The sequence below is a fragment of the Pedococcus sp. genome, assembly GCF_036554925.1.
GTDB lineage: Bacteria > Actinomycetota > Actinomycetes > Actinomycetales > Dermatophilaceae > Pedococcus_A.
In genome coordinates this window covers 1-21,581 of sequence record NZ_DATBMI010000047.1, presented here as the reverse complement: position 1 = coordinate 21,581, position 21,581 = coordinate 1, and the positions used below count along the sequence as shown (strand labels likewise).

Sequence of the window (21,581 nt, the reverse complement as noted above, 5' to 3'; positions counted from 1 at the left end):
GCCGTTCGGGGTATTCGCGAGTGCTGTAGCGCTCGTGGATACCCCGAACGGGCTAACGCGGCAGCCACACGGGCTCGTCGGCGCCCCAGCGCCGACCCACCCAGGCGAAGCGCTGCGGGCCGTCGTCGATGCGGAACGCCGGTCGCGGCTGCACCACGACCCCGCTGTCCGTGGCGGTCTCGACCACCCAGGCGGACGGGTCGCCCAGCGGCGTGGCACGCCCGTCCAGGGCGTCGGTCCGCAGCAGCCAGTGGGCGGTGCGCGCGAGGTGGGCCTCGACGCGCCAGGTGCCACCCGTCTCGCCCCGCCGGCGGAGCGCGGTGAGAACCCCCGCGGCGAGCAGGTAGCCGGTCGCGTGGTCCAGCGCCTGCGCGGGAAGCGCGCCCGGCTCCTCCCCGTCGGGCGACTCGAGCCGGGCGATGCCGGTCGCGGCCTGCACGATGCTGTCGAATCCCCGGCGGCCGCCCCACGGCCCGCTCGGCGTCCAGGCGCTGAGGGAGGCGTGGACCAGCGAGGGATGGCGGGAGGCCAGCAGCTCCGGCTCCAGGCCGAAGTGGGTGAGCGCACCCGGGCGGTAGCCGGTGAGCAGGGCGTCCGCCGTCTCGAGCAGGCCGTGCAGGGTGTCGCGGGCGTGAGGATCGTGCAGGTCGAGCAGGGTGGAGCGCTTGCCGGCGCCCGTGTCGACGTGCTGCGCCTCGATCTCGGGCAGCTCGGGCGGGTCGACGCGCAGGACGTCGCAGCCGAGGTAGGCGAGCGTGCGGGAGGCGACGGGGCCGGCGACCACCCGGGTGAGGTCCAGCACCCGGGGTCGGCGCGGCAACGGGACCGTCGGGGCGTCGGCCACCGCGTCGACGGCGAGCAGAGGGTGACCCTGCACGGCATGGGCCTGCTGGCCCGCGAACCACTCGTGGTGGTCGCGCACGCGGACCGCGATGCCGCCGGCCGAGGTGAGGAGGTCCTCCACCTCCTGGGCGGTCAGCTGGGCGATCGCCGCCGCCGCGACGTCACGACGGGCCCCCTCGGGCAGGTGGAGCGCGTGCAGCAGGCGCTCACGGTGGTGCGGGTAGTTCGCATGGGTGCGCACCCAGCCGTCACTCGCCCGGAAGAACCCGGAGAGCGGCGCGAACGACTCGGGCGTGCGCCCGTCGATGGTCTGCAGCCGGTCGCTGCGAAAGGCGGCCGCGACCTGGAGCGGGTCGACGAGCACCCGCTCACCGCCCGTTGCCGCCAGCCCCGCCAGCGCAGCGGCTGCGACCGACCCGCAGGCAAGGGTGTTGGCCGGCAGGTTCGACGGGAGGGCGTTCCCGCCCGCCAGCGCCACCCGGTCCGCGGCGAAGCGCTCGTCGAGGCCGAGCGCCGGGAGCACCTCCCTGAGCAGGTGGTTCACCCTGCTGATGCTAGGGCCCCGCCGAGCGCCCCGGAGGACCGACGACGGGCAACGCCGGGACCTACGGCGATCGGCGTATTTTCGCGAGGACCCGATCCGTTGGCACGGGAGCGGTGGGAGCATGAGCCCACCCTGCGGCGGGGGCCGCGGTGCAAGGGGGAGCAATGGGACACCGCAGAACACGACTGGGCGCCGCCGTGATCGGCGCCGGCGCGATGACGACCCTCGCGGCCGCGACGGCCACCGCGACGACCACCGCGACCACGACAGCGACGACCACAGCGACCACGGTCGCCCACTGGCAGATGGACGAGCCGCCCGGGGCGGCCACCATGGCGGACTCCTCCGGCCACGGCCACGACGGCGCCATCTCCGGGGTGACTCTCGGGCTGGCAGGGCGGTCCGACGGCGCCGGGGCCTACCACTTCGACGGCGGCTCGATGGTGCGTGTCCCCCACCACGCAGAGCTCAACCCGGGCACGGCGCCGATCACGATCAGCGCCTGGGTCCGCGTCCCGGCGGACCTCCGGAAGGGCGACTACAACGTGATCCAGAAGGGCACGGCGACTGCGAGCGGTGGCGCCTACAAGCTGGAGGTCTTCGCCAAGGTCGGCAGGAAGTTCGGGTTCCCGGCGTGTGCCTTCAACGGCCCCACGAAGGCGAAGAACCGGGTCTACGGCCCGGTCACGATCGCCGACGGCCAGTGGCACCACGTCGAGTGCCACCTCACCGCCACCCAGGCGTATGCCGTGGTGGACGGCAGGAGCGGGCCGGTGGCGAAGCGGGTCGTTCCCTCCATCGCCAACTCCACGGACCTCACCATCGGCGGCAAGCCCACGGACGTCCACCACTTCATCGGTGACCTCGACGAGGTCAGCGTCTCGATCGGGTAGCGCGGGGCCCACTCGCCCCGGCGCTCGCGCCGGCCCCGTGGAGTGCGCAAGGCGGGACTCGAACCCGCACACCCGAAGGCACCAGGACCTAAACCTGGCGCGTCTGCCAATTCCGCCACTTGCGCGCGGCGCCCACTGTAGTGGGGCGGCAGACGTCGCCGAGGTCGGGCGGCCGCGGGACCGCCCCCTCCACCGCCGTGTCCGGGGTCGGCCCTAGGCTGAAACGCATGCCCGCACACGCACTCGGCGCCCACGTCGACCAGGCCGACCCCGTCAGCGCCGCCATCGACCGCGGGGCCACGCTGGCCCAGTTCTTCCTCGGCGACCCCCAGGGCTACAAGGGCCCGGAGTGGGAGTACCCCGGTGGCCCGACGGCACTGCGAGCGGCCGCCGAGGACGCCGGCATCGACCTGTACGTGCACGCCCCCTACCTCGTCAATGTCGCGACGACCAACAACCGGATCCGCATCCCCAGCCGCAAGCTGCTCCAGCAGCACGTCGACGCGGCCGCGTCGATCGGGGCCAAGGGGCTCATCGTGCACGGCGGCCACGTCAACAAGGCCGACGACCCGGAGAAGGGCTTCGACAACTGGCGCAAGGCCGTGGCGGCGACCGACCTCAAGGTCCCGGTCCTGATCGAGAACACCGCGGGCGGCGACAACGCCATGGCGCGCCAGCTCGACCGCATCGGACGGCTCTGGGAGGCCATCTCGGCCGCCGAGGGCTTCGAGAACGTCGGCTTCTGCCTCGACACGTGCCACGCCCATGCCGGCGGGAACGACCTCACCACGATCGTCGAGAGGGTCCGGGCCGTCACCGGGCGCATCGACCTGGTCCACTGCAACGACAGCCGCGACGAGTTCGACTCCGGCGCCGACCGGCACACCAACCTCGGGTCGGGCCTGATCGACCCCGACGAGCTCGCCGAGGTGGTGCGCGCCGCCGACGCGCCGGTCGTGGTGGAGACCCCCGGTGGCCTCGAGGGGCAGAGGGCCGACCTGGACTGGCTGCGCGGGCGCCTCGGCTAGCCCCGGCCCGGGAGGGCAGGGGACGGGCCGCGCAGGGTGGAGCGGAGGGGCCCGGGCCGGGGAGGAGAGCGCGGGCGGTCAGCCCAGCAGCTCGCGCAGGTGCGGCACCATCGCCCGAAACGCCCTGCCCCGGTGGGAGATCGCGTTCTTCTCCTCCGGGGTCAGCTCGGCGGAGTGCCTGGTGTCGCCCTCGACCACCAGGATCGGGTCGTAGCCGAAACCGTTGGTGCCCTTGGGCTCGCGCGCCAGCCGGCCCGGCATACGCCCCTCGGTCGCCCGGACGGTGCCCTCCGGAAGGGCGAGCACGGCCGAGCAGACGAAGGCAGCCCCACGGTGCTCGTCCTTGACGTCGGCGAGCTGGTCGAGCAGCAGCTCGAGGTTGGCGCGGTCGTTGCCGTGGCTGCCCGCCCAGCGGGCACTGAAGATGCCGGGCGCGCCCCCGAGCACGTCGACCGCCAGGCCCGAGTCGTCGGCCAGGGCCGGCAGCCCGGTCGCCTCGGCGAGCGCGACCGCCTTGAGCCGGGCGTTCTCCTCGAAGGTGACGCCGTCCTCGACGACCTCTGGCGCGTCGGGGAACTCCCCTGCCCCGACGATCTCCAGGCCGAGCTCGTCGCACACGTCGGCGAGGATGTGGCGCAGCTCGGTGACCTTGTGGGCGTTACGCGTGGCGAGGACGACCTTCCTCACCGCTGGCGCTCCCGTGGCGTGCCGGCGAGGGCGGCCTGCTGCAGGGCGGTGAGGTCGGCGCACCCCTTGGCCGCGAGGTCCAGCAACGAGTTGAGCAGGTCGCGGTCGAAGGGCTTGCCCTCCGCCGTGCCCTGCACCTCGACGTACTCGCCGGCGCCCGTCATCACGACGTTCATGTCGGTGCCGGCGCCGACGTCCTCCGGGTAGTCGAGGTCGAGCACCGGCTCCCCCCCGATGATCCCCACCGACACGGCGGCCACCGACCCGGTCAGCGGCTGGGCGCTGGCGGGCAGCAGGCCTCGTGCATGGGCGTCCTCGATGGCGTCCGCGAGCGCGACGTAGGCACCCGTGATCGCGGCCGTGCGGGTGCCGCCGTCGGCCTGGAGGACGTCGCAGTCGAGGACGATGGTGTTCTCGCCGAGGACCTTGGTGTCGATGACGGCGCGCAGGCTCCTGCCGATGAGGCGCGAGATCTCGTGGGTGCGCCCACCGACCCGGCCCTTGCGGGACTCGCGGTCGCTGCGGGTGTTCGTCGAGCGCGGGAGCATCTCGTACTCCGCGGTGACCCAGCCGGTGCCCTGGCCCTTCAGCCAGCGCGGCACCCCGGCCGTGAAGGACGCCGCGCACAGCACGCGGGTCCGGCCGAACTCCACGAGCACGCTGCCCTCGGCGTGGTCGAGCCAGTTGCGCGTGATCCGCACGTCGCGGAGCTGGTCGGGGGTACGGCCGTCGTGACGAGTCATGCCGGCAAGGCTAGCGACCCCCGGTGACGGTCCTGCCCCGCCCTCGGCCGAGGCTCAGAGCGCGGGGCCCCCAGCCGGGCCGGCTCGGTCTCGGCGATCGGGTCGCCGGGGCACGGCGGCGGCCGCGGGCACCGGGCCCTCAGGCGTCGGCGTGCTCAGGCGGCCACACGACCACGAACCGCTCGAAGACCGCTTCCATCGTCTCGGAGAAGTCCAGCCCCATGCGGGCGCAGGAACGCTGCCAGTAGCCGCTGTGGGCGTCCAGCCACCACTCGCGGGTGCGTTCGCCCTCACCCTCGTCGTACGCGAAGGCCTCGTCGACACTGCTGACCGGGCCGATGCGCAGCTCGACCGAGCGCATCACCAGCCGGGGGCGGCCGGAGCCGTCGCAGCAGATCCAGTGCGAGCCGATGCGCGGCAGCTCCTCGTCGCCGTCGGCGAACTCCGCGACCAGGGCGGCGGTCGCCCGCTTCGGCCCGCTGATGACGGCCTCGAGCAGCTCGTCGGCCATCTCCGGTGAGTCCCCGAAGTACTCCGCTGGCGGTGACTCGATGTCGTGGTGGCGGTCGGGGTGGGCCCTGCAGTACTCCTCCCACATGGCCTCGGCCGCCGCCTCGTCGATGGTGATCACCTCGCCAGCGTAGGGCGGGGGTCCCCTCCGCGAGGTCTAGATGGGGTACGTCGCGTCGGGCTCGGCGAGCTCCACCTCGCCCGGCCAGACCGCTGCGGCCTGCGCGCGGCACACCTCGGGGTCGTTCCACGCGGGGATGTGGGTGAGCATGAGCCGGCGCACTCCCCCGGCGTCCAGGGCGGCCCGGGCAGCCCGGCTGCCGGAGAGGTGGATGTCGGGAGCGGCATCACGGCCGTCGACGAAGGCGGCGTCGGCGAGCACGAGGTCGGAGCCCGTGAAGAGCGGCGACAGGGCAGGGCAGGCGTCGGTGTCGCCGCTGTAGGCCAGGACCCGGCCCGCGGCCTCGACGCGGAAGCCGTACGCCTCGACCGGGTGGTTGACCCGGAACGGCGTCACGGTGAAGGGGCCGAGCGCGAGCGGCTGCTTCTCGACGAGGGTCGAGAACGCGAGCTCGCGCGACATCCCGCCGTCGTCGAGGCCGTGGTACGCGAGCGCGAGCCGCTCCTCCGCCCCTGTCGGCGCGAAGACCGGCAGCGGGCTGGGCAGGGCGCCCTCCGGGCGGTACTTCCGGGTGACGTACAGCCCGAGGAGGTCGACGCAGTGGTCGGGGTGAAGGTGGGTGACCAGCACGGCGTCGAGGTCCGCGGGGTCGAGGTGGCGCTGCAGGGCCCCCAGGGCACCACTGCCGAGGTCGAGCAGCAGGTTGTAGTCGCGGCCGTCGTGCTCGGCCCGCACCAGGTAGGACGAGGCGGGAGAGTCCGGCCCGGCGAAGGACCCGGAGCACCCGACGATGGTGAGCCTCATCGAGCGCCCCCCTCGCCGGCCACCGCCACCGGCCTGCCCGAGTCGACGGCCGCCGGGCGGGCGGTGACGGCCTCCGGGCCGAGGAAGCGGCGGGCGAGCCGCGCGAACTCGTCGGGGTCACCCGTGGTGAGCCACTCGTGCTCGGGCTCCGGCAGGTGGTCGGGGCGCAGCGCCCCGAGGTCGGCGAGGAGCCGGAAGACGTCCTTGGCGGTCTCCTCGGCGCTGGAGACGAGGGTGACCCCGTCGCCCATGACGTAGGAGATCACGCCGGTGAGCAGGGGGTAGTGCGTGCAGCCGAGGATGAGGGTGTCGACGCCTCGCTCCTGCACCGGGGAGAGGTACTCGCGGGCCACGCCGAGCAGCTCCGGGCCGCTCGTCGTGCCGGCCTCGACGAACTCGACGAACCGCGGACAGGGCTGCGAGCTCACCTGCACCTGGGGGGCGGCGGCGAAGGCGTCGGTGTACGCGCCCGACTGGTGGGTGCCTCGCGTCGAGATCACGCCGACCCGGTCGTTGCGCGTGGCCGCGGCGGCACGCCGGACGGCGGGGCGGATGACCTCGATGACGGGCACGTCGTAGCGCTCACGGGCGTCGTGGAGGACGGCGGCGCTGGCGGTGTTGCAGGCGATGACCAGCGCCTTGACGCCGCGGTCGACGAGCCGGTCGAGGCACTCGAGCGCGAACTCGCGCGTCTGCGCGATGGGGCGCGGGCCGTAGGGCTGGCGGGCGGTGTCGGCGAGGTAGACGACCGGCTCGTGGGGCAGCTGGTCGAGAACGGCCCGGGCGACGGTCAGCCCGCCGTAGCCCGAGTCGAAGATCCCGATAGGTGCGTCAGCCACCCGTTCAGCGTATGGGCGGGGACCGTCAGAGCCCGCACCGACGGCGCGTCACGTCCGTCACAGCGTGTCGGCCACCGCTCGCCTCTGGTGTGCGCAGCCGGTGGGCTGCCGCTACGGCGCGAGGGCGTGCGCGAGGGTCTCCTGGAGCCAGGTGAGGAAGTCGTAGACGGCCAGGGCGTAGACAGCCGGGTCGTCGTCCTCCAGACCGGACACCTGCTCCTCGAGCACCTCGAGGTCGTCGTCCTCGCGCAGCCCGAGTCGCTCGCCGAGCACGAGCCGGACATCGGTCAGCGCCACGACCATCGCCACGGCCTCGTCGTGGGCAAGCTCCACGCGCTGCTCGTCGACCGAGGCCAGCGCCGCGATCGCCGCCGACAGGTTGGCGGCCTTGCGCGAGCGCAGGCCCTGCTCGGTGAGGCGGCGGAACTCCGCGGCGATCTGCTCGTCCTCGCGGTGCGCCCTGGGCAGCAGCCGCTCGAGCGCCGGGTCACGCTCCTCCGGGCGGGCGTCCGAGGACGGCGCGCTCGGCAGCTGGTCCTCGGCCGAGACCGAGACACCCCAGCCCGACCCGCCGAGCCCCGCCACGATCTGGTCGAAGGCGTCACCGCCCTCCCCCGGGGCGGGCAACGGTGTGTCCGGGGCGACCAGCTCGCGCACCTGCTCCATGAGCCCGACGACCAGCCCGCGCTCGACCGGGTCGAGCTTGGCGACGTACCGCGCACCCTTGCGCTTGAAACCCCGCGCCACTCAGACGTCCTTCTGGAAGGTGGCCCACAGGCCGTAGCCCTGCAGCGCCTCGGTGTCGGTCTCCATCTTCTCGCGCGTGCCGGTGGAGACGACGGCCCTGCCCTTGACGTGGACGTCCATCATCAGCTTCTCGGCCCTGCTCCTGGAGTAGCCGAAGTAGGTCTGGAACACGAAGGTGACATAGGACATCAGGTTCACCGGGTCGTTCCACACCAGGGTGATCCACGGGACGTCCAGCTCGCCCTCCTCCTGGCGGGAGCGGCTCTCCTGCTCTACGGGCGCGATCGACACGACCCCACAATAGGCTGCCCGCGTGACTGCTACGGCACCCCGCACCGCCCTGCTCACCGACCACTACGAGCTGACCATGGTCGAGGCCGCCCTGCGCAGCGGAGCGGCCTCCCGACGGTGCGTGTTCGAGGTCTTCGCGCGCCGTCTCCCCGAGGGCCGACGCTATGGCGTGGTCGCCGGGACCGGCCGGCTCGTCGAGGCGGTCGAGCGCTTCCGCTTCGGCGACGCCGAGATCGCCTTCCTCCGTGACACCGGTGTCGTGGACGAGCCGACCCTCGAGTTCCTCGCCGGCTACCGCTTCACCGGCGAGATCTGGGGGTATGCCGAGGGCGAGTGCTACTTCCCCGGCTCGCCGGTGCTCGTGGTCGAGGCCGACTTCGCCCAGGCCGTCGTCCTGGAGACCCTCGTCCTGAGCATCCTCAACCACGACAGCGCGGTCGCGAGCGCCGCCTCGCGGATGACCTCGGCAGCGGGCGACCGCCCGTGCATCGAGATGGGCTCGCGGCGCACCCACGAGGAGGCCGCGGTCGCGAGCGCCCGCGCGGCATACATCGCGGGGTTTGCCACCACCTCCAACCTGGAGGCGGGCCGACGGTTCGGCGTGCCCACCGCGGGCACCGCGGCCCACGCCTTCACCCTGCTGCACGACGACGAGCGCGAGGCCTTCGCGGCGCAGATCTCCTCGCTCGGCAAGGGGACCACGCTCCTCGTCGACACCTACGACGTCCCCAGGGCGGTCGAGCTGGCGGTCGAGCTGGCCGGGCCCGAGCTCGGTGCGGTGCGGCTCGACTCCGGGGACCTCCTCGAGCAGGCCCGCGAGGTGCGCGAGCAGCTCGACCGCCTCGGCGCGACCGGTACCAAGATCGTCGTCACGTCCGACCTCGACGAGTACGCCATCGCAGCGCTCGCTGCCGGCCCGGTCGACCGGTACGGCGTGGGAACGTCACTGGTGACGGGGTCGGGCGCGCCCACGGCGGGGATGGTCTACAAGCTGGTCGCCCGCACCGACGACAGCGGCGAGCTGGTCGGCGTCGCCAAGAAGAGCAAGGACAAGCAGTCGGTGGCCGGGCGCAAGTACGCCCTGCGCCGCCGCAACGGCAGGGGGGTCGCCGAGGCCGAGCTCATCGGGATCGGCGAGGCACCCGTCGACGACGGCGACGACCGCGCCCTGCTGGTGCCGCTCATGGCCGGGGGCGAGGTGGTCGACCGCGCCGCACTCGCCCTGGACGTGGCTCGCGCACGCCACGCCGCGTCCCGCGCGGAGCTCCCCGCCGCAGCGCATCGGCTGCAGCGGGGAGAGCCCGCCATCCCCACCGTCTTCGAGGCGCCCAGCCCTGGGGACGCGGGCCGCTCACCGACTAGCGTTGCGCCATGACCCGGGCACCCCGAGCACTGATCATCGTCGACGTCCAGAACGACTTCTGCGAGGGCGGCTCCCTGGCCGTGGCGGGAGGGGCCGAGGTCGCGCGCAGGATCAGCGAGCACGTCGTGGCCCACGGCGGTGAGTATGCCGCGATCGTCGCCACCGCGGACTGGCACGACGACCCGGGTGCCCACTTCAGCGACACCCCCGACTTCGTGCTCTCGTGGCCGCCGCACTGCCGGGTCGGCAGCGACGGCGCGCTGTTCCACCCCAACGCGGAACGGGCGTTCGAGGAGGTCGAGGCGATCTTCCGCAAGGGCCACCACTCGGCCGCCTACAGCGGGTTCGAGGGCGTCACGGTCGAGGCGGACCACCGGGTGCCGCTCGCGGACTGGCTGCGGGACCGTGCCATCGAGGAGGTCGACGTCGTCGGGATCGCCACGGACTACTGCGTGCGGGCCACCGCCCTCGACGCCGCCGAGGAGGGGTTCGAGACCCGTGTCCTCGTGGACCTGACCGCCGGCGTCGCGCCGGAGACGACCCGGCAGGCCCTCGCCGACTTCGCCGATGCCGGGGTGGCCGTGGCCTGACCGGCTGGCGGTGGCCTGACCGGCTGGCGGTGGCCTGACCGGCTGGCCGTGGCCCGACCGGCTGGCCGTGGCCCGGCCCGCCGGTCCACACAGGGCGAGACCCCGGCTGATGCGACATCGTCGGGGTCTCGTCGTCCGGTGTGACGGCTTCCGGGCTACCGGTGGTGGTGCTTGTGGTCCCCTCACCCTCGTCGGGGGTGGGGTCCCGCGGGTTGCTGCCCTGCGGGTGGGACCACGGTTGGCCTTCCCGGGCCGCTTCCGTTGCCGGTTGCGGTAGGTCCTTTATCCACCCGTCGGGGACCCGCGAGACAGGGACCAAGGTCCCGAGGTCGGGCCCTGTCCCCGGCCGGGTCACGCACCCGTTCTCACAGCGTGTGTGTCGCCGGTGTGCGGGCCACGTTACGGACGTTTAACGGTGGCCGACCGGACTCGAAACACGCGCTTGCCACTCTCCTCGGGTACCGCCCAGACCTCCCCGCCCTGGGCCCACCCGAGAAGGAGCCCCGATGTCCGCTCCCGCCAGCGAGTCACTGACCTCGCAGCAGGCATCCACCCAGCACGCCCCTCCCCGCACCTCCGCCCCCGTCCACCGGTCCGGTCGCTGGATCGACCACTGGGACCCGGAGGACACCGGGTTCTGGCGTGACGGCGGCCGCTCGATCGCCCGCCGCAACCTCGCCTTGTCGATCTACGCCGAGTTCCTCGGCTTCTGCGTGTGGGCCCTGTGGAGCGTGGTCGTGCCGCAGCTGCCGGCCGCCGGTTTCAGCCTGACCCTCGACCAGCAGTTCTGGCTGATCGCGCTGCCCAGCCTGGTCGGCGCCACGATCCGCATCCCGTACACCTTCGCGGTCCCCGTGTTCGGCGGCCGCAACTGGACCATCATCTCCGCGCTCCTGCTGCTCCTGCCCGCTGCGGCCCTCGCCTGGGTGGTCACGCAGCCCGACACGTCCTTCGGGGTGCTGCTCGCGTGCGCCGCCCTCGCCGGCTTCGGCGGCGGCAACTTCGCCTCGTCGATGACGAACATCTCCTTCTTCTTCCCCGAGGCCGAGAAGGGCAAGGCGCTGGGCCTCAACGCTGCCGGCGGCAACCTCGGCACCGGGATCGTCCAGATGGTGGTCCCCGCCATCGTCGCTGTGGGCGCCGGCATCCACCTCGAGCGCGCCGGCCTGGTCTTCATCCCGCTGGCCCTGCTCGCGGCCGTGCTCGCGTGGCGCGGGATGGACAACCTCTCGGGCGCCAAGGCCGACTACCGGGCCTTCGCCAACGCGACCCGCAACCGGCACACGTGGATCATCTCGTTCCTCTACATCGGGACGTTCGGCTCCTTCATCGGGTACTCCGGGGCCTTCCCCACCCTGCTGAAGACGCAGTTCCCCGAGGCACCCGTCACCCTGGCGTTCATCGGCGCCCTCGTCGGCGCCCTCACCCGACCGCTCGGCGGCATCGTCTCCGACCGGCTCGGGGGCGCCCGCATCACCATCGCCTCCTTCGGTCTGCTGACACTCGGCGCGCTGGGCGCGATCGTCGCCCTGCGGCAGCACAGCTTCGCGTTGTTCTTCGGCTCGTTCATGGTGCTCTTCACCGGCGCGGGCATCGGCAACGGCGCGACGTACCGGATGATCCCGGCCGTCTTCCGCGCCGGCATCACGGACCCGGGCCGCCTCTCGGTCGCCCGCAAGGCGGCGGCCGGGTGCATCGGCATCGCCGGAGCGGTCGGCGCGTACGGCGGGTTCTTCATCCCGCGCGGGTTCGCGATGGCCAAGGAGTCGTTCGGCTCGCTGGTCCCGGCGCTGTGGGTCTTCATCGCCGCCTACGTGCTCATGGCCGTCACCACGTACGTCGTCTACCAGCGCAAGGGCTCCGCCCTGGCCGCGGAGACCATCTGAGGACCCGATGACGACCGCCACGCACTGCCCGTACTGCGCCCTGCAGTGCGCCCAGGCGCTGACCCCCGCCAACGCGGGGGTCAGCATCACGGGGCGTGACTTCCCGACCAACCGCGGCGGCCTGTGCCAGAAGGGCTGGACATCGGGGTCCCTGCTCGGGGCGACCGACCGCCTCACCGCCCCGCTCCTGCGGGACTCCAGCGGTGACCTGCAGCCCGTGTCGTGGGAGGAGGCGCTCGACCACGTCGCCGGGCGCCTCGCCGGGATACGCCGAGAGCACGGTGCCGACAGCGTGGCAGTGTTCGGCGGCGGCGGGCTGACCAACGAGAAGGCCTACCAGCTGGGCAAGTTCGCACGGATCGCGCTGGGCACCGCCAACATCGACTACAACGGCCGGTTCTGCATGTCGAGCGCGGCGGCAGCGGCGAACCGCTCGCTGGGTGTCGACCGCGGGCTTCCCTTCCCCGTGACCGACCTGGGCACCGCCGACACGGTGCTGTTGCTCGGCAGCAACGTCGCCGAGACCATGCCGCCGTTCGTGCAGCACCTCGCCGGGGCCCGCGCCCGGGGCGGGCTCGTGGTCGTCGACCCGCGCCGGAGCGCCACGGCCGAGCTCACCGCCGACGGCCAGGGCCGTCACGTCCAGCCCGTGCCGGGGACCGACCTCGTCGTCCTTCTCGCGCTGCTCCACGTCGTGCTCGCCGAGGGACTGGCCGACACGACCTACCTCGCCGAGCGCACCACGGGCCTGGACGGCGTGGCCCGCTCGGTTGCCGCCTGGTGGCCCGAGCGCGCCGAGCGAGAGTGCGGCGTCCCCGCCACCGTCCTGCGCGAGACCGCCCGACACCTCGCCGCGGCGAGCCCGTCGCGGGGTGGGGCCGGGGCCTTCGTCCTCACCGGCCGCGGTGTGGAGCAGTCGAGCCAGGGCACGGCCACCGTCACCGCCGCCATCAACCTCGCGCTCGCCCTCGGCCTGCCCGGGCGCCTCGGCAGCGGGTACGGCGCCCTCACCGGGCAGGGCAACGGGCAGGGCGGCCGGGAGCACGGGCAGAAGGCCGACCAGCTGCCCGGGTACCGGATGATCGACGACCCCGACGCACGCGAGCACGTGGCCGCGGTGTGGGGAGTCCGCCCCGACGACCTGCCCGGCAAGGGCAAGCCGGCGGTGGAGCTGCTCGACTCCCTCGGCAGGAGCGACGGCGCGCGGGCACTCCTGGTGCACGGTTCGAACCTCGTGGTCAGCGCCCCCCATGCGGCGAAGGTGGCCGAACGGCTGCGCTCCCTCGACCTGCTCGTCGTCTGCGACGTCGTCCCGTCCGAGACCGCGCTGCTCGCCGACGTGGTCCTGCCGGTCACGCAGTGGGCCGAGGAGGAGGGGACCATGACCTCGCTCGAGGGCCGGGTCATCCGGCGGCGCAAGGCGGTCGACCCGCCGGAGGGTGTGCGCTCCGAGCTGTGGGTCTGGGCCGAGCTGGCGCGCCGGCTGGGCTCCCCCGGCGTGTTCGACACGGACGCGTCCGCCGTCTTCGACGAGCTGGGACAGGCCAGCGCCGGCGGGCGGGCGGACTACAGCGGGATCAGCCACGCCCGGCTCGACGCCGGGGAGGCGCTGCACTGGCCGTGCCCGGCCACCCCGCCCGGCGAGACCCCTCATCCCGGCACACCACGCCTGTTCCTCGACCGGTTCGCCACCACCGACGGGCGAGCCCGCCTCGTCCCCGTCGACCACCACGGTCCGCGGGACGACGTCGGTCCGGGTGCGCCGGTCCACCTGGTGACCGGGAGAGTGCTGCAGCACTACCAGTCGGGGGCGCAGACCCGGCGGGTCCCCGAGCTCGCCGATGCAGTGCCGGAGCCCTTCGTCGAGATCCACCCCCTTCTCGCCACGCGGCTCGGCGTCGAGGACGGCCGACCCGTCGTGCTGAGCGGACGTCGCGGTCGCGTGGCCGCAGTGGCCCGGGTGACGACCGCGACGCGGCCGGACACCGTGTTCATGCCCTTCCACTGGCCCGGCGTCGGCAGCGTCAACCGGATCACCAACGACGCCACGGACCCGATCTCGGGGATGCCCGAGTTCAAGGTCTGCGCTGTGGACGTGCAGGCGGCAGACGTCCTGCCGCCGCCGAGCGCCCTGGAGGGCGCCGGCCCCGCCTCCCAGAACGGAGTGAGCCCATGACCCGAGTGGTCGTCATCGGCAACGGCATGGTCGGGTCCCGGTTCGTCGAGGACCTCCTCGCCGCCGACCACGCCAGCCGGTTCACCGTGACCGTGCTCGGCGCCGAGCACTGCGAGCCGTACAACCGCGTCCTCCTCAGCGAGGTCGTCGCCGGGCGCTACGACCTCGCCTCCCTCACGCTCCCGACGCCGGACGACCCACGGCTGCGCGTCCGCCGGGGAGCGGCCGCAACCGTCATCGACCGCGAGGACCGCGTCGTGCTCACCGACGACGGGTCGCGGCACCGCTACGACCTGCTGGTGATCGCGACCGGGGCCTCGGCACGGATCCCACCGCTGAAGGGGCTGACCGGGGACCCCGAGGACCCCCACGCGCTCCCGCGCGGGGTGCATGCCCTCCGCAGCATCGACGACGCCCGCGAGATCGTCGCGGCGACCCTGAACGCCAGGCGCGCGGTCGTGCTCGGGGCAGGGGTGCTCGGCCTGGAGGCGGCCTGCGGCCTGGCCGCGCGCGGGGTGCAGGTCACGGTCGTCCACCCCGCGCCGGCCCTCATGGAGCGCCAGCTCGACGGCGACGCCAGCCGGGTCGTTGAGGCTGCGATGGGGACCCTCGGCATCGACCACCGCGTGGGCGTCGGCGCGGACGAGGCGATCCTGGAGGACGGCGCCCTGCGCGGGCTGCGGCTGTCGAGCGGCGAGGCTGTCGCCGCGGACCTGCTGGTCGTGGCGACCGGCACCACGGCCAACACCACCCTGGCCCGCGACGCCGGGCTGGGCACCGACCGCGGCATCGTCGTCACCGACGGGCTCGCCAGCGTCGACGACCGGCGCGTGTTCGCCATCGGCGACTGCGCCCAGCCGCCGGAGGGTGGCACCGGGCTGGTGGCCCAGGGCTGGGAGCAGTCCCGCCGGCTGGCCGCCGCTCTGGCGGCGGGCGCGTCGACAGGCGCCGATGCGGGCCAGGCGGCATCCGTGCTGCCGCCACCCGCGCCGGCGCCCGCGTCCGGCAGCGACGTGGTGCGCCTGAAGTCCCGGGGCATCGACGTCGTCACCATGGGGGTCTGCGGCTCGCAGCGCCCCGACAACCCGGCGCAGCGCCAGCTCCGGCTCAGCGACCCGCACGCCGGCCGCCACGTCGAGATCGTGGTGTCCGAGGGGGTGCTCGTCGGCGCCACCTGTGTCGGGGCCGGCGACGTGGCCGTCGACCTGGTCGCGGCGTACACCCGGCGGACCCCGCTGCCGGCCGACCCGGCACACCTGCTGCTGCCGGCGCTCGCCGGCGCCGCCCCGGCGGCATCGCCCACCCCCGACCAGCTCCCCGACACCGCCACCGTCTGCCGGTGCAACGGCGTCTCCAAGGGCGACATCGCCGCCCACTACGAGCTCGGCTGCACGGACGTCGACGCCATCGCCTCGGCCACCCGCGCGACCACCGGCTGCGGCGGCTGCGCCGAGGAGGTGTGCGGGCTGCTGTCCTGGCTCGAGCGGACCTCACCGCCACCGGACCCAGCAGGTGAGAACCGTTTTACGAGCGGGAAACACATGATGCACGGCACAGAAACGAGGGCTCTCTAGCGTCATGGACATGACCCAGCACCAGACCGGCACGCCCGCCCAGCAGGGCCCGCGCGAGCTCGTCGTCGTCGGCGGAGGCATGGTCGCCCGCCGGCTCGTCGACGCCCTCCGGTCGCGGGACGACGCGGGGCAGTGGGCCATCACCCTGCTCTGCGAGGAGCCGCGGGCGCCCTACGACCGGGTCGCCCTGACCTCCTACTTCACGGGCCGCGACCCGGAGGACCTCGCCCTCGGCGGGCAGGAGATCTGGGACGACCCGCTCGTCACCATCCGGCGCGGCGTGGCCGCGACCTCGGTCGACCGCGCGGCCAGGACGGTGGACACCTCCGACGGACGGACCCTCACCTACGACTCGCTGGTGCTGGCCACCGGCTCGTATGCCGCCGTGCCACCGGTGCCGGGCAAGGACCTCCGCGGCGCGTTCGTCTACCGCACCATCGACGACGTCGCGGACCTGCGCACCCATGTCGAGACCCTGCGCGGCGAGGTCGACCGCCCGCTGCGTGGCGCAGTCGTCGGTGGTGGGCTCCTCGGCCTCGAGGCCGCGGGTGCGCTGCGGGCCCTGGACGTCGAGTCGACGGTGGTCGAGTTCGCGCCCCGGCTGATGCCGCTGCAGGTCGACGAGGGCGGCGGCGAGGCCCTGCGCCGGTTGATCGAGGGTCTGGGCGTGAGCGTCCGGACGAACACGGCGACCTCGAAGATCGTCGGCCACCGTGGCCAGGTCGCGCGGATGGAGTTCGCCGAGGGGCCTGCTCTCGACGTCGACGTCGTGGTGTTCGCCGTGGGCGTCCGACCGCGCGACGAGCTCGCACGCGAGGCCGGCCTGGAGGTCGGCGAGCGTGGTGGCGTCGTGGTCGACGATGCCTGTCGGACGGCCGATCCCCACGTGTGGGCCGTGGGAGAGGTCGCCTGCATCCAGGGACGCTGCCTGGGCCTGGTGGCACCCGGCTACACCATGGCCGAGGTCGTGGCGGACCGGCTGCTCGGTGGCGAGGGCACCTTCCCCGGCGCGGACCTGTCGACCAAGCTCAAGCTGCTCGGCGTCGACGTCGCCAGCTTCGGCGACGCGTTCGCGCAGGAGCGCGGCTCCCTCGAGGTCGTCATCTCCGACCCGGTCGCCGGTGTCTACAAGAAGCTCGTGATGTCGGACGACGCGAAGACGCTGCGCGGCGGCATCCTCGTCGGCGACGCCGGCGCCTACGCGTCCCTGCGGCCCATGGTGGGCCGCGAGCTCGGCGGCGACCCCGCGGCATACCTGCTGCCCGAGGGTTCCGCGCCGGCGCCTGCGGGCGACCTTCCGGACGACGCGGCCGTCTGCTCGTGCAACAACGTCACGGCCGGGACGATCCGCTGCTCCGTCACCGAGGGCGGCTGCACCGACCTCGCGGGCGTCAAGGCGTGCACCAGGGCGGGCACCAGCTGCGGCTCCTGCCTCCCCCTGGTCAAGCGCCTGGTCACGACCGAGCTGGAGAAGTCCGGCGTCGAGGTCAGCAACGCGCTGTGCGAGCACTTCGACCTCTCCCGCGCCCAGCTGTTCGACGTGGTGCGGGTCCAGGGGCTCACCACGTTCAGCGAGATCGTGGCGCGCCACGGGCGCGGCCGGGGCTGCGACATCTGCAAGCCCGTGATCGGCTCGATCCTGGCCTCGCTCGGCACCGGTCACATCCTCGAGGGCGAGCGGGCGACCCTGCAGGACACCAACGACCACGTCATGGCGAACCTCCAGAAGGACGGCTCGTACTCGGTGGTGCCGCGGATCCCCGGCGGCGAGGTCACACCCGAGGGGCTGCTCGCGATCGGCCAGGTCGCCAAGGACTTCGGGCTCTACACGAAGATCACGGGCGGTCAGCGGATCGACCTCTTCGGGGCACGCATCGACCAGCTCCCGAAGATCTGGAAACGCCTGGTGGACGCCGGATTCGAGTCCGGCCACGCCTACGGCAAGTCGCTGCGCACGGTGAAGTCCTGCGTCGGGTCGACCTGGTGCCGCTACGGCGTGCAGGACTCGGTCGGTCTCGCGATCGCCCTGGAGCTGCGCTACCGCGGGCTGCGCAGCCCGCACAAGATCAAGCTGGGCGTGTCCGGGTGCGCGCGCGAGTGCGCCGAGGCCCGCGGCAAGGACGTCGGGGTCATCGCCACGGACAACGGCTGGAACCTCTACGTCGGGGGCAACGGCGGCTTCACCCCGCGGCACGCCCAGCTGCTGGCCGAGGACCTCGACACCGAGACGCTGGTCAGCGCCATCGACCGGTTCCTCGTGTACTACGTCCGCACGGCCGACCGGCTGCAGCGCACGGCGGCGTGGGTCGAGGAGTACGAGGGCGGGCTCGAGGCGATCCGCGCCGTCGTGCTCGACGACGCGCTCGGGATCTGCGACGACCTCGACGCCGCGATGGCTGCTCACGTCGACTCGTACGAGGACGAGTGGGCAGCGGCACTGGACGACCCCGAGAAGCTGCGCCGCTTCGAGTCCTTCGTCAACGCACCCGACCAGCCCGACGACTCGCTCGCCTACGTCGGCGAGCGCGGCCAGGCGAGGCCCGCCACCGCCGAGGAGAGGGACGGCGGCGCCGTGCTCATCGCAGGAACGACCCTGGAGGTCCGCCGATGACCATCGAGCTCACGAGCCCTGCCCTGGGTGCCGGCGCCGCTTCCGGCGGCACCCGCTGGGTGGAGGTGTGCAGCCTCACCGACCTGCCGCGGGAGCGGGGTGCCGCCGCGCTCGTCGAGGGCGTGCAGGTCGCGCTGTTCCGCACGCACGACGACCGGGTCTTCGCCCTCCAGCAGCACGACCCCTACTCCGGCGCCCACGTCCTGTCCCGCGGGATCGTCGGGAGCCGCGGCGACACCCCCACCGTGGCGTCGCCGATGTACAAGCAGGTGTTCGACCTTCGCACCGGCGCCTGCCTCGACCCGGTCGGGAAGGAACCCGTCGACCTGCTGAGCTACCCCGTGGAGGTCCGCGACGGTGTCGTGCTGGTCAGCCCCCGGCCTGCGCCCTTGGGCCCGGTGACATGACCCTGCTGATGGGCCTCGAGGTCGAGGGGCGCGACGTCCTGGTCGCCGGCGGCGGGCCGGTCGCCGCCCGTCGCGCCGCCGCGCTCGCCGGGCAGGGCGCCCGCGTGACCGTGGTCGCGCCCCAGCTGTGCGAGGACCTCGTCGACCTCGTCGCCGCGGCCCAGGCTCGCTGGGTCGACCGCGAGGTGCGGGAGGCGGACGTCGAGGGAGCATGGCTCGTGCACGCGGCCACCGACGACCCGCGCGTCAACGAGGAGGTGTGCCGCTGGGCCACCGAGCGTCGCACCTGGAGCGTGAACGCCGGAGGCGCCAGCGCGGGGACGGCGCGAACGCCAGCCACCACGTCCGCCGGAGGCCTCGCGGTGGGCGTGGTGTCGACCGGCTCGCCCGACCCCGGGCGGGCTGCCGCGGTGCGCGACCAGCTCGCCACGGTGCTGCACGAGGGGGCGCTCGACCTGCGGGCCCGACGGCGCCGCGCGGGGCCGGGCCGGGTCGTCCTGGTGGGCGGCGGGCCGGGAGCGGAGGACCTCATGACCGTGCGGGCGCGCCGCGCCCTCGCCGAGGCCGATGTCGTCGTGACCGACCGGCTCGGCCCCGTCACGGCGCTCGCCCGGCTCCCGGAGACGGTCGAGGTGATCGACGTCGGCAAGGCGCCCGGGCGGCACTCGGTCCCCCAGGACGAGATCAACCGCATCATCGTCGAGCAGGCGCAGCGCGGGCGAACCGTGGTGCGGCTCAAGGGCGGCGACCCGTTCCTCTTCGGCCGAGGCGGCGAGGAGGCCATCGCCTGCCGGGCCCACGGCATACCGGTGGAAGTGGTGCCGGGGGTGAGCAGCGCCATCGCGGCGCCGGCCGCTGCCGGGGTCCCGGTGACGCACCGCGGCACCTCGGCCTCCGTGCACATCACCCATGGCCATGGACCTCTCTCGCCCCAGGCCATCCACTGCGTGGTGCGCGGCAGCGCCACCCTCGTCCTCCTCATGGGCGTCTCGACGCTCGCGGAGCACGTCGCGCAGCTCCTGGCAGCGGGCGCGTCCGCCGACACCCCGGTCGCCATCGTCGAGCGGGCCACGCTGGAGTCCGAGCGGACGACCCGCGCCACGCTCGCCACGGTCGTCGGCGCGGCGCAGGAGGCTGCGGTCGAGGCGCCCGCGGTCATCGTCATCGGCGCCACGGCAGCCGAGGGGCTGCTCGAGGGCTCCGCCGCGAACCCCGGGGCCTGTGGCTGATGGGCGGCGTTCCTCTCGGCCAGGTCATGGCGGGCTGCGTCGTCCTCATCACGGCTGACCGGCGCTCCGCGGAGCTCGGCTCGGCGCTGGTCCGCCGTGGCGCGAGCGTGCGGCACGCGCCGGCCCTCAGCATCGTCCCCCACCAGCACGACGAAGAGCTGGTCGCCGACACGACGTCGCTCATCGCCAGCCCTCCGGACACCGTCGTGGTCACGACGGGTATCGGGTTCCGCGGGTGGATCGAGGCGGCTGACGCGGCCGGGGTGGCGGACGACCTCACGTCCCTGTTGGCCGACGCGCGGATCGTGGCGCGCGGGCCCAAGGCCCGTGGGGCGATCCAGGCCGCAGGACTGCAGGCCGACTGGGTCGCCGAGTCCGAGACGTCGGCCGAGATCCTGGAGGCGCTGCTCACCGATGGCGTTGCAGGGCAGCGCATTGCGATCCAGCACCATGGCGCGGGAGCGGACGGGCTCGACACCGAGCTGGCCGCAGCAGGGGCCGACGTCGCCAGCCTCGTCGTCTACCGCTGGGGTCCGCCGCCGGACCCCGAGGCACTGGCGGAGTCGGTGCGCGCCGCCGCTCGCGGCGAGATCGACGCCGTGGTGTTCACGTCGGCCCCTGGGGCGTCTGCGTGGCTCGGGGCCGCGGAGGTGGCGGGGGTTGCACAGCCACTGCTCGACCGCTTCTCCACGGGAGGTCTGGTCGCTGCGGCGGTCGGACCTGTGACGGCAAAGCCGCTGCGGGACCGCGGGATCGAGCCGCTCGTGCCGGAGCGCGGCCGACTCGGCGCGCTGGTGCGGACGCTCGTGGGCCACTTCGAGGCTGCCCAGACCACTGCCGTCGCCACCGCCGCGGGTGCGCTGCAGGTCCGCAGCACCGTCGCGCTGCTCGATGGACACGTGCTGCCGGTCTCCCCGACGGGCCTGGAGGTGCTGCGCCTCCTGGTGGGGGCTGACGGGGACGTCGTCACGCGCGGGCAGGTGCTCGACGTGCTGCCCGGGGACTCCCGTGACCCACATGCCGCCGAGGTGGCGGTGGCGCGGCTGAGAGACGCCGCAGGCTGCCGCTCGCTGGTCCAGACGGTCGTCAAGCGCGGCTACCGCCTCGGCCTCGCCTGACTTCGACCCCACAGGGACCTCTGTGCCCGCTGGCGGATCATCGCGCCAGCGGCACTGGCAGGGACGCCGGCCCGGGACCCGCTCGTCGAGGCCTTGCGGAGGTCTGGTCATGACGTGTCCACAGGCGCCGCCCGCGTCGTCACGCCGTCCACAGGCAGTGGGCCCCGGGTTGCTTTGCGCGCGTCGGTATGCCGCGAACTCCTTTGCTATGCAATGGTTTCCGTTGCGCGCGGCACGGTTGGGTTGTCGGTGGTCGGCCCTACGGTTGTCGTCATGGAGGGGAACCAGCAGGACAGCGCGGGGCAGGGAGCCGGCCCGAGCCGCGACCGGCCCCTGAGCCTGGCCGAGTGCCGGGAGCGGGTCGCCGCCGCCACGGAGGCGGTGCGGGTCATCGGCGCGGTGCTGTGGCAGACACCCTCCGGCGGCGGCCCGGACGGGCTGGCCGGCCTGATGGGCGAGGTCGACGCGCTGGGCATGGCGTGCGACGCGGGCCGGGTCGCGGTGCTGCGGGAGGCGATGGACCGCGGTGAGGCCTCCGGTGGGCCGGCGGCGATGACGACGTCGCAGTGGGTGCGCC

The 21,581-nt window shown here is 73.7% G+C and carries 20 protein-coding genes and 1 tRNA gene; 12 read left to right on the top strand and 9 right to left on the bottom strand.

Annotation, left to right across the window (positions count from 1 at the left end; genetic code table 11):
* Positions 1 to 52 precede the first annotated feature (52 nt).
* The gene (locus VIB11_RS03520) at positions 53 to 1,387 is read right to left on the bottom strand and encodes a CoA transferase (protein WP_332028409.1); all 1,335 of its coding nucleotides are present in this window, start codon (positions 1,385 to 1,387) and stop codon (positions 53 to 55) included.
* Positions 1,388 to 1,551: 164 nt separating this feature from the next.
* On the opposite strand from VIB11_RS03520, the gene VIB11_RS03515 reads away from it, so the two are divergent.
* Positions 1,552 to 2,280, top strand: a complete 729-nt coding sequence (locus VIB11_RS03515; RefSeq protein ID WP_332028407.1) for a LamG-like jellyroll fold domain-containing protein — start codon at positions 1,552 to 1,554, stop codon at positions 2,278 to 2,280.
* Positions 2,281 to 2,323: 43 nt separating this feature from the next.
* On the opposite strand, the gene VIB11_RS03510 is transcribed toward VIB11_RS03515, so the two are convergent.
* A tRNA-Leu gene (locus tag VIB11_RS03510) sits at positions 2,324 to 2,405 on the bottom strand.
* 102 nt (positions 2,406 to 2,507) lie between these two features.
* On the opposite strand from VIB11_RS03510, the gene VIB11_RS03505 reads away from it, so the two are divergent.
* Complete coding sequence (locus VIB11_RS03505; protein ID WP_332028406.1) at positions 2,508 to 3,308, top strand: deoxyribonuclease IV; 801 nt, start codon at positions 2,508 to 2,510, stop codon at positions 3,306 to 3,308.
* A 78-nt stretch (positions 3,309 to 3,386) separates the two neighbouring features.
* On the opposite strand, the gene rdgB is transcribed toward VIB11_RS03505, so the two are convergent.
* The 7 genes from rdgB to clpS all read right to left on the bottom strand — a co-directional run bounded on the left by rdgB (position 3,387) and on the right by clpS (position 8,050).
* Positions 3,387 to 3,995 carry an RdgB/HAM1 family non-canonical purine NTP pyrophosphatase gene (rdgB, locus tag VIB11_RS03500; RefSeq protein WP_332028404.1) on the bottom strand — a complete coding sequence of 203 codons (609 nt, stop codon included), beginning with the start codon at positions 3,993 to 3,995 and terminating at the stop codon, positions 3,387 to 3,389.
* Complete coding sequence (gene rph, locus VIB11_RS03495; RefSeq protein ID WP_332028403.1) at positions 3,992 to 4,738, bottom strand: ribonuclease PH; 747 nt, start codon at positions 4,736 to 4,738, stop codon at positions 3,992 to 3,994. Before rph ends, rdgB begins: the two co-directional genes overlap by 4 nt.
* Positions 4,739 to 4,877: 139 nt before the next feature.
* Positions 4,878 to 5,369 carry an ASCH domain-containing protein gene (locus VIB11_RS03490; protein WP_332028401.1) on the bottom strand — a complete coding sequence of 164 codons (492 nt, stop codon included), beginning with the start codon at positions 5,367 to 5,369 and terminating at the stop codon, positions 4,878 to 4,880.
* Between the two features lie 36 nt (positions 5,370 to 5,405).
* Entirely contained in the window at positions 5,406 to 6,173 is a 768-nt protein-coding gene (locus VIB11_RS03485) for an MBL fold metallo-hydrolase (RefSeq protein WP_332028399.1), read from the bottom strand.
* Positions 6,170 to 7,012: a glutamate racemase gene (gene murI / locus VIB11_RS03480; RefSeq protein WP_332028397.1), complete on the bottom strand. Its 843-nt coding sequence runs from the start codon at positions 7,010 to 7,012 to the stop codon at positions 6,170 to 6,172. The genes VIB11_RS03485 and murI overlap by 4 nt, the downstream gene beginning before the upstream one ends.
* 111 nt (positions 7,013 to 7,123) lie before the next feature.
* A complete protein-coding gene (locus tag VIB11_RS03475; protein ID WP_332028395.1) occupies positions 7,124 to 7,759 on the bottom strand; it encodes a DUF2017 domain-containing protein in 636 nt (211 codons plus the stop codon).
* Positions 7,760 to 8,050, bottom strand: a complete 291-nt coding sequence (gene clpS, locus VIB11_RS03470; RefSeq protein WP_414695746.1) for an ATP-dependent Clp protease adapter ClpS — start codon at positions 8,048 to 8,050, stop codon at positions 7,760 to 7,762. It abuts the gene before it with no gap.
* A 76-nt stretch (positions 8,051 to 8,126) separates the two neighbouring features.
* On the opposite strand from clpS, the gene VIB11_RS03465 reads away from it, so the two are divergent.
* From VIB11_RS03465 to VIB11_RS03420, 10 genes are all read left to right on the top strand, one after another.
* A complete protein-coding gene (locus tag VIB11_RS03465; protein WP_414695748.1) occupies positions 8,127 to 9,425 on the top strand; it encodes a nicotinate phosphoribosyltransferase in 1,299 nt (432 codons plus the stop codon).
* Positions 9,422 to 10,003, top strand: a complete 582-nt coding sequence (locus VIB11_RS03460) for an isochorismatase family protein (RefSeq protein WP_332028391.1) — start codon at positions 9,422 to 9,424, stop codon at positions 10,001 to 10,003. Before VIB11_RS03465 ends, VIB11_RS03460 begins: the two co-directional genes overlap by 4 nt.
* A gap of 506 nt (positions 10,004 to 10,509) precedes the next feature.
* Complete coding sequence (locus tag VIB11_RS03455) at positions 10,510 to 11,889, top strand: MFS transporter (protein ID WP_332028389.1); 1,380 nt, start codon at positions 10,510 to 10,512, stop codon at positions 11,887 to 11,889.
* A gap of 7 nt (positions 11,890 to 11,896) precedes the next feature.
* Positions 11,897 to 14,065 carry a molybdopterin oxidoreductase family protein gene (locus VIB11_RS03450; protein ID WP_332028387.1) on the top strand — a complete coding sequence of 723 codons (2,169 nt, stop codon included), beginning with the start codon at positions 11,897 to 11,899 and terminating at the stop codon, positions 14,063 to 14,065.
* Positions 14,062 to 15,639 (top strand): FAD-dependent oxidoreductase, encoded by a 1,578-nt coding sequence (locus VIB11_RS03445; RefSeq protein ID WP_332028385.1) that lies wholly within the window; start codon positions 14,062 to 14,064, stop codon positions 15,637 to 15,639. The genes VIB11_RS03450 and VIB11_RS03445 overlap by 4 nt, the downstream gene beginning before the upstream one ends.
* 10 nt (positions 15,640 to 15,649) lie before the next feature.
* Positions 15,650 to 18,250 (top strand): nitrite reductase large subunit NirB, encoded by a 2,601-nt coding sequence (gene nirB / locus VIB11_RS03440; protein ID WP_332028384.1) that lies wholly within the window; start codon positions 15,650 to 15,652, stop codon positions 18,248 to 18,250.
* Complete coding sequence (nirD, locus tag VIB11_RS03435; protein ID WP_332028382.1) at positions 18,247 to 18,657, top strand: nitrite reductase small subunit NirD; 411 nt, start codon at positions 18,247 to 18,249, stop codon at positions 18,655 to 18,657. The genes nirB and nirD overlap by 4 nt, the downstream gene beginning before the upstream one ends.
* Positions 18,654 to 19,886, top strand: coding sequence for a uroporphyrinogen-III C-methyltransferase (gene cobA / locus VIB11_RS03430; protein WP_332028380.1), 1,233 nt, complete (start codon positions 18,654 to 18,656; stop codon positions 19,884 to 19,886). The genes nirD and cobA overlap by 4 nt, the downstream gene beginning before the upstream one ends.
* Positions 19,886 to 21,004, top strand: coding sequence for a uroporphyrinogen-III synthase (locus VIB11_RS03425; RefSeq protein ID WP_332028378.1), 1,119 nt, complete (start codon positions 19,886 to 19,888; stop codon positions 21,002 to 21,004). Before cobA ends, VIB11_RS03425 begins: the two co-directional genes overlap by 1 nt.
* A 273-nt stretch (positions 21,005 to 21,277) precedes the next feature.
* The coding region (locus tag VIB11_RS03420) for a hypothetical protein (protein ID WP_332028376.1) at positions 21,278 to 21,581 on the top strand (304 nt) is incomplete at its 3' end.

Coding starts and splice junctions, on each gene's coding strand:
- VIB11_RS03515 (WP_332028407.1), top strand. CDS start 1,552: ATGGGACACCGCAGAACACGACTGGGCGCCGCCGTGATCGGCGCCGGC.
- VIB11_RS03505 (WP_332028406.1), top strand. CDS start 2,508: ATGCCCGCACACGCACTCGGCGCCCACGTCGACCAGGCCGACCCCGTC.
- rph (WP_332028403.1), bottom strand. CDS start 4,738: ATGACTCGTCACGACGGCCGTACCCCCGACCAGCTCCGCGACGTGCGG.
- VIB11_RS03485 (WP_332028399.1), bottom strand. CDS start 6,173: ATGAGGCTCACCATCGTCGGGTGCTCCGGGTCCTTCGCCGGGCCGGAC.
- VIB11_RS03465 (WP_414695748.1), top strand. CDS start 8,127: ATGGTCGAGGCCGCCCTGCGCAGCGGAGCGGCCTCCCGACGGTGCGTG.
- VIB11_RS03460 (WP_332028391.1), top strand. CDS start 9,422: ATGACCCGGGCACCCCGAGCACTGATCATCGTCGACGTCCAGAACGAC.
- VIB11_RS03455 (WP_332028389.1), top strand. CDS start 10,510: ATGTCCGCTCCCGCCAGCGAGTCACTGACCTCGCAGCAGGCATCCACC.
- VIB11_RS03450 (WP_332028387.1), top strand. CDS start 11,897: ATGACGACCGCCACGCACTGCCCGTACTGCGCCCTGCAGTGCGCCCAG.
- VIB11_RS03445 (WP_332028385.1), top strand. CDS start 14,062: ATGACCCGAGTGGTCGTCATCGGCAACGGCATGGTCGGGTCCCGGTTC.
- nirB (WP_332028384.1), top strand. CDS start 15,650: ATGACCCAGCACCAGACCGGCACGCCCGCCCAGCAGGGCCCGCGCGAG.
- nirD (WP_332028382.1), top strand. CDS start 18,247: ATGACCATCGAGCTCACGAGCCCTGCCCTGGGTGCCGGCGCCGCTTCC.
- cobA (WP_332028380.1), top strand. CDS start 18,654: ATGACCCTGCTGATGGGCCTCGAGGTCGAGGGGCGCGACGTCCTGGTC.
- VIB11_RS03425 (WP_332028378.1), top strand. CDS start 19,886: ATGGGCGGCGTTCCTCTCGGCCAGGTCATGGCGGGCTGCGTCGTCCTC.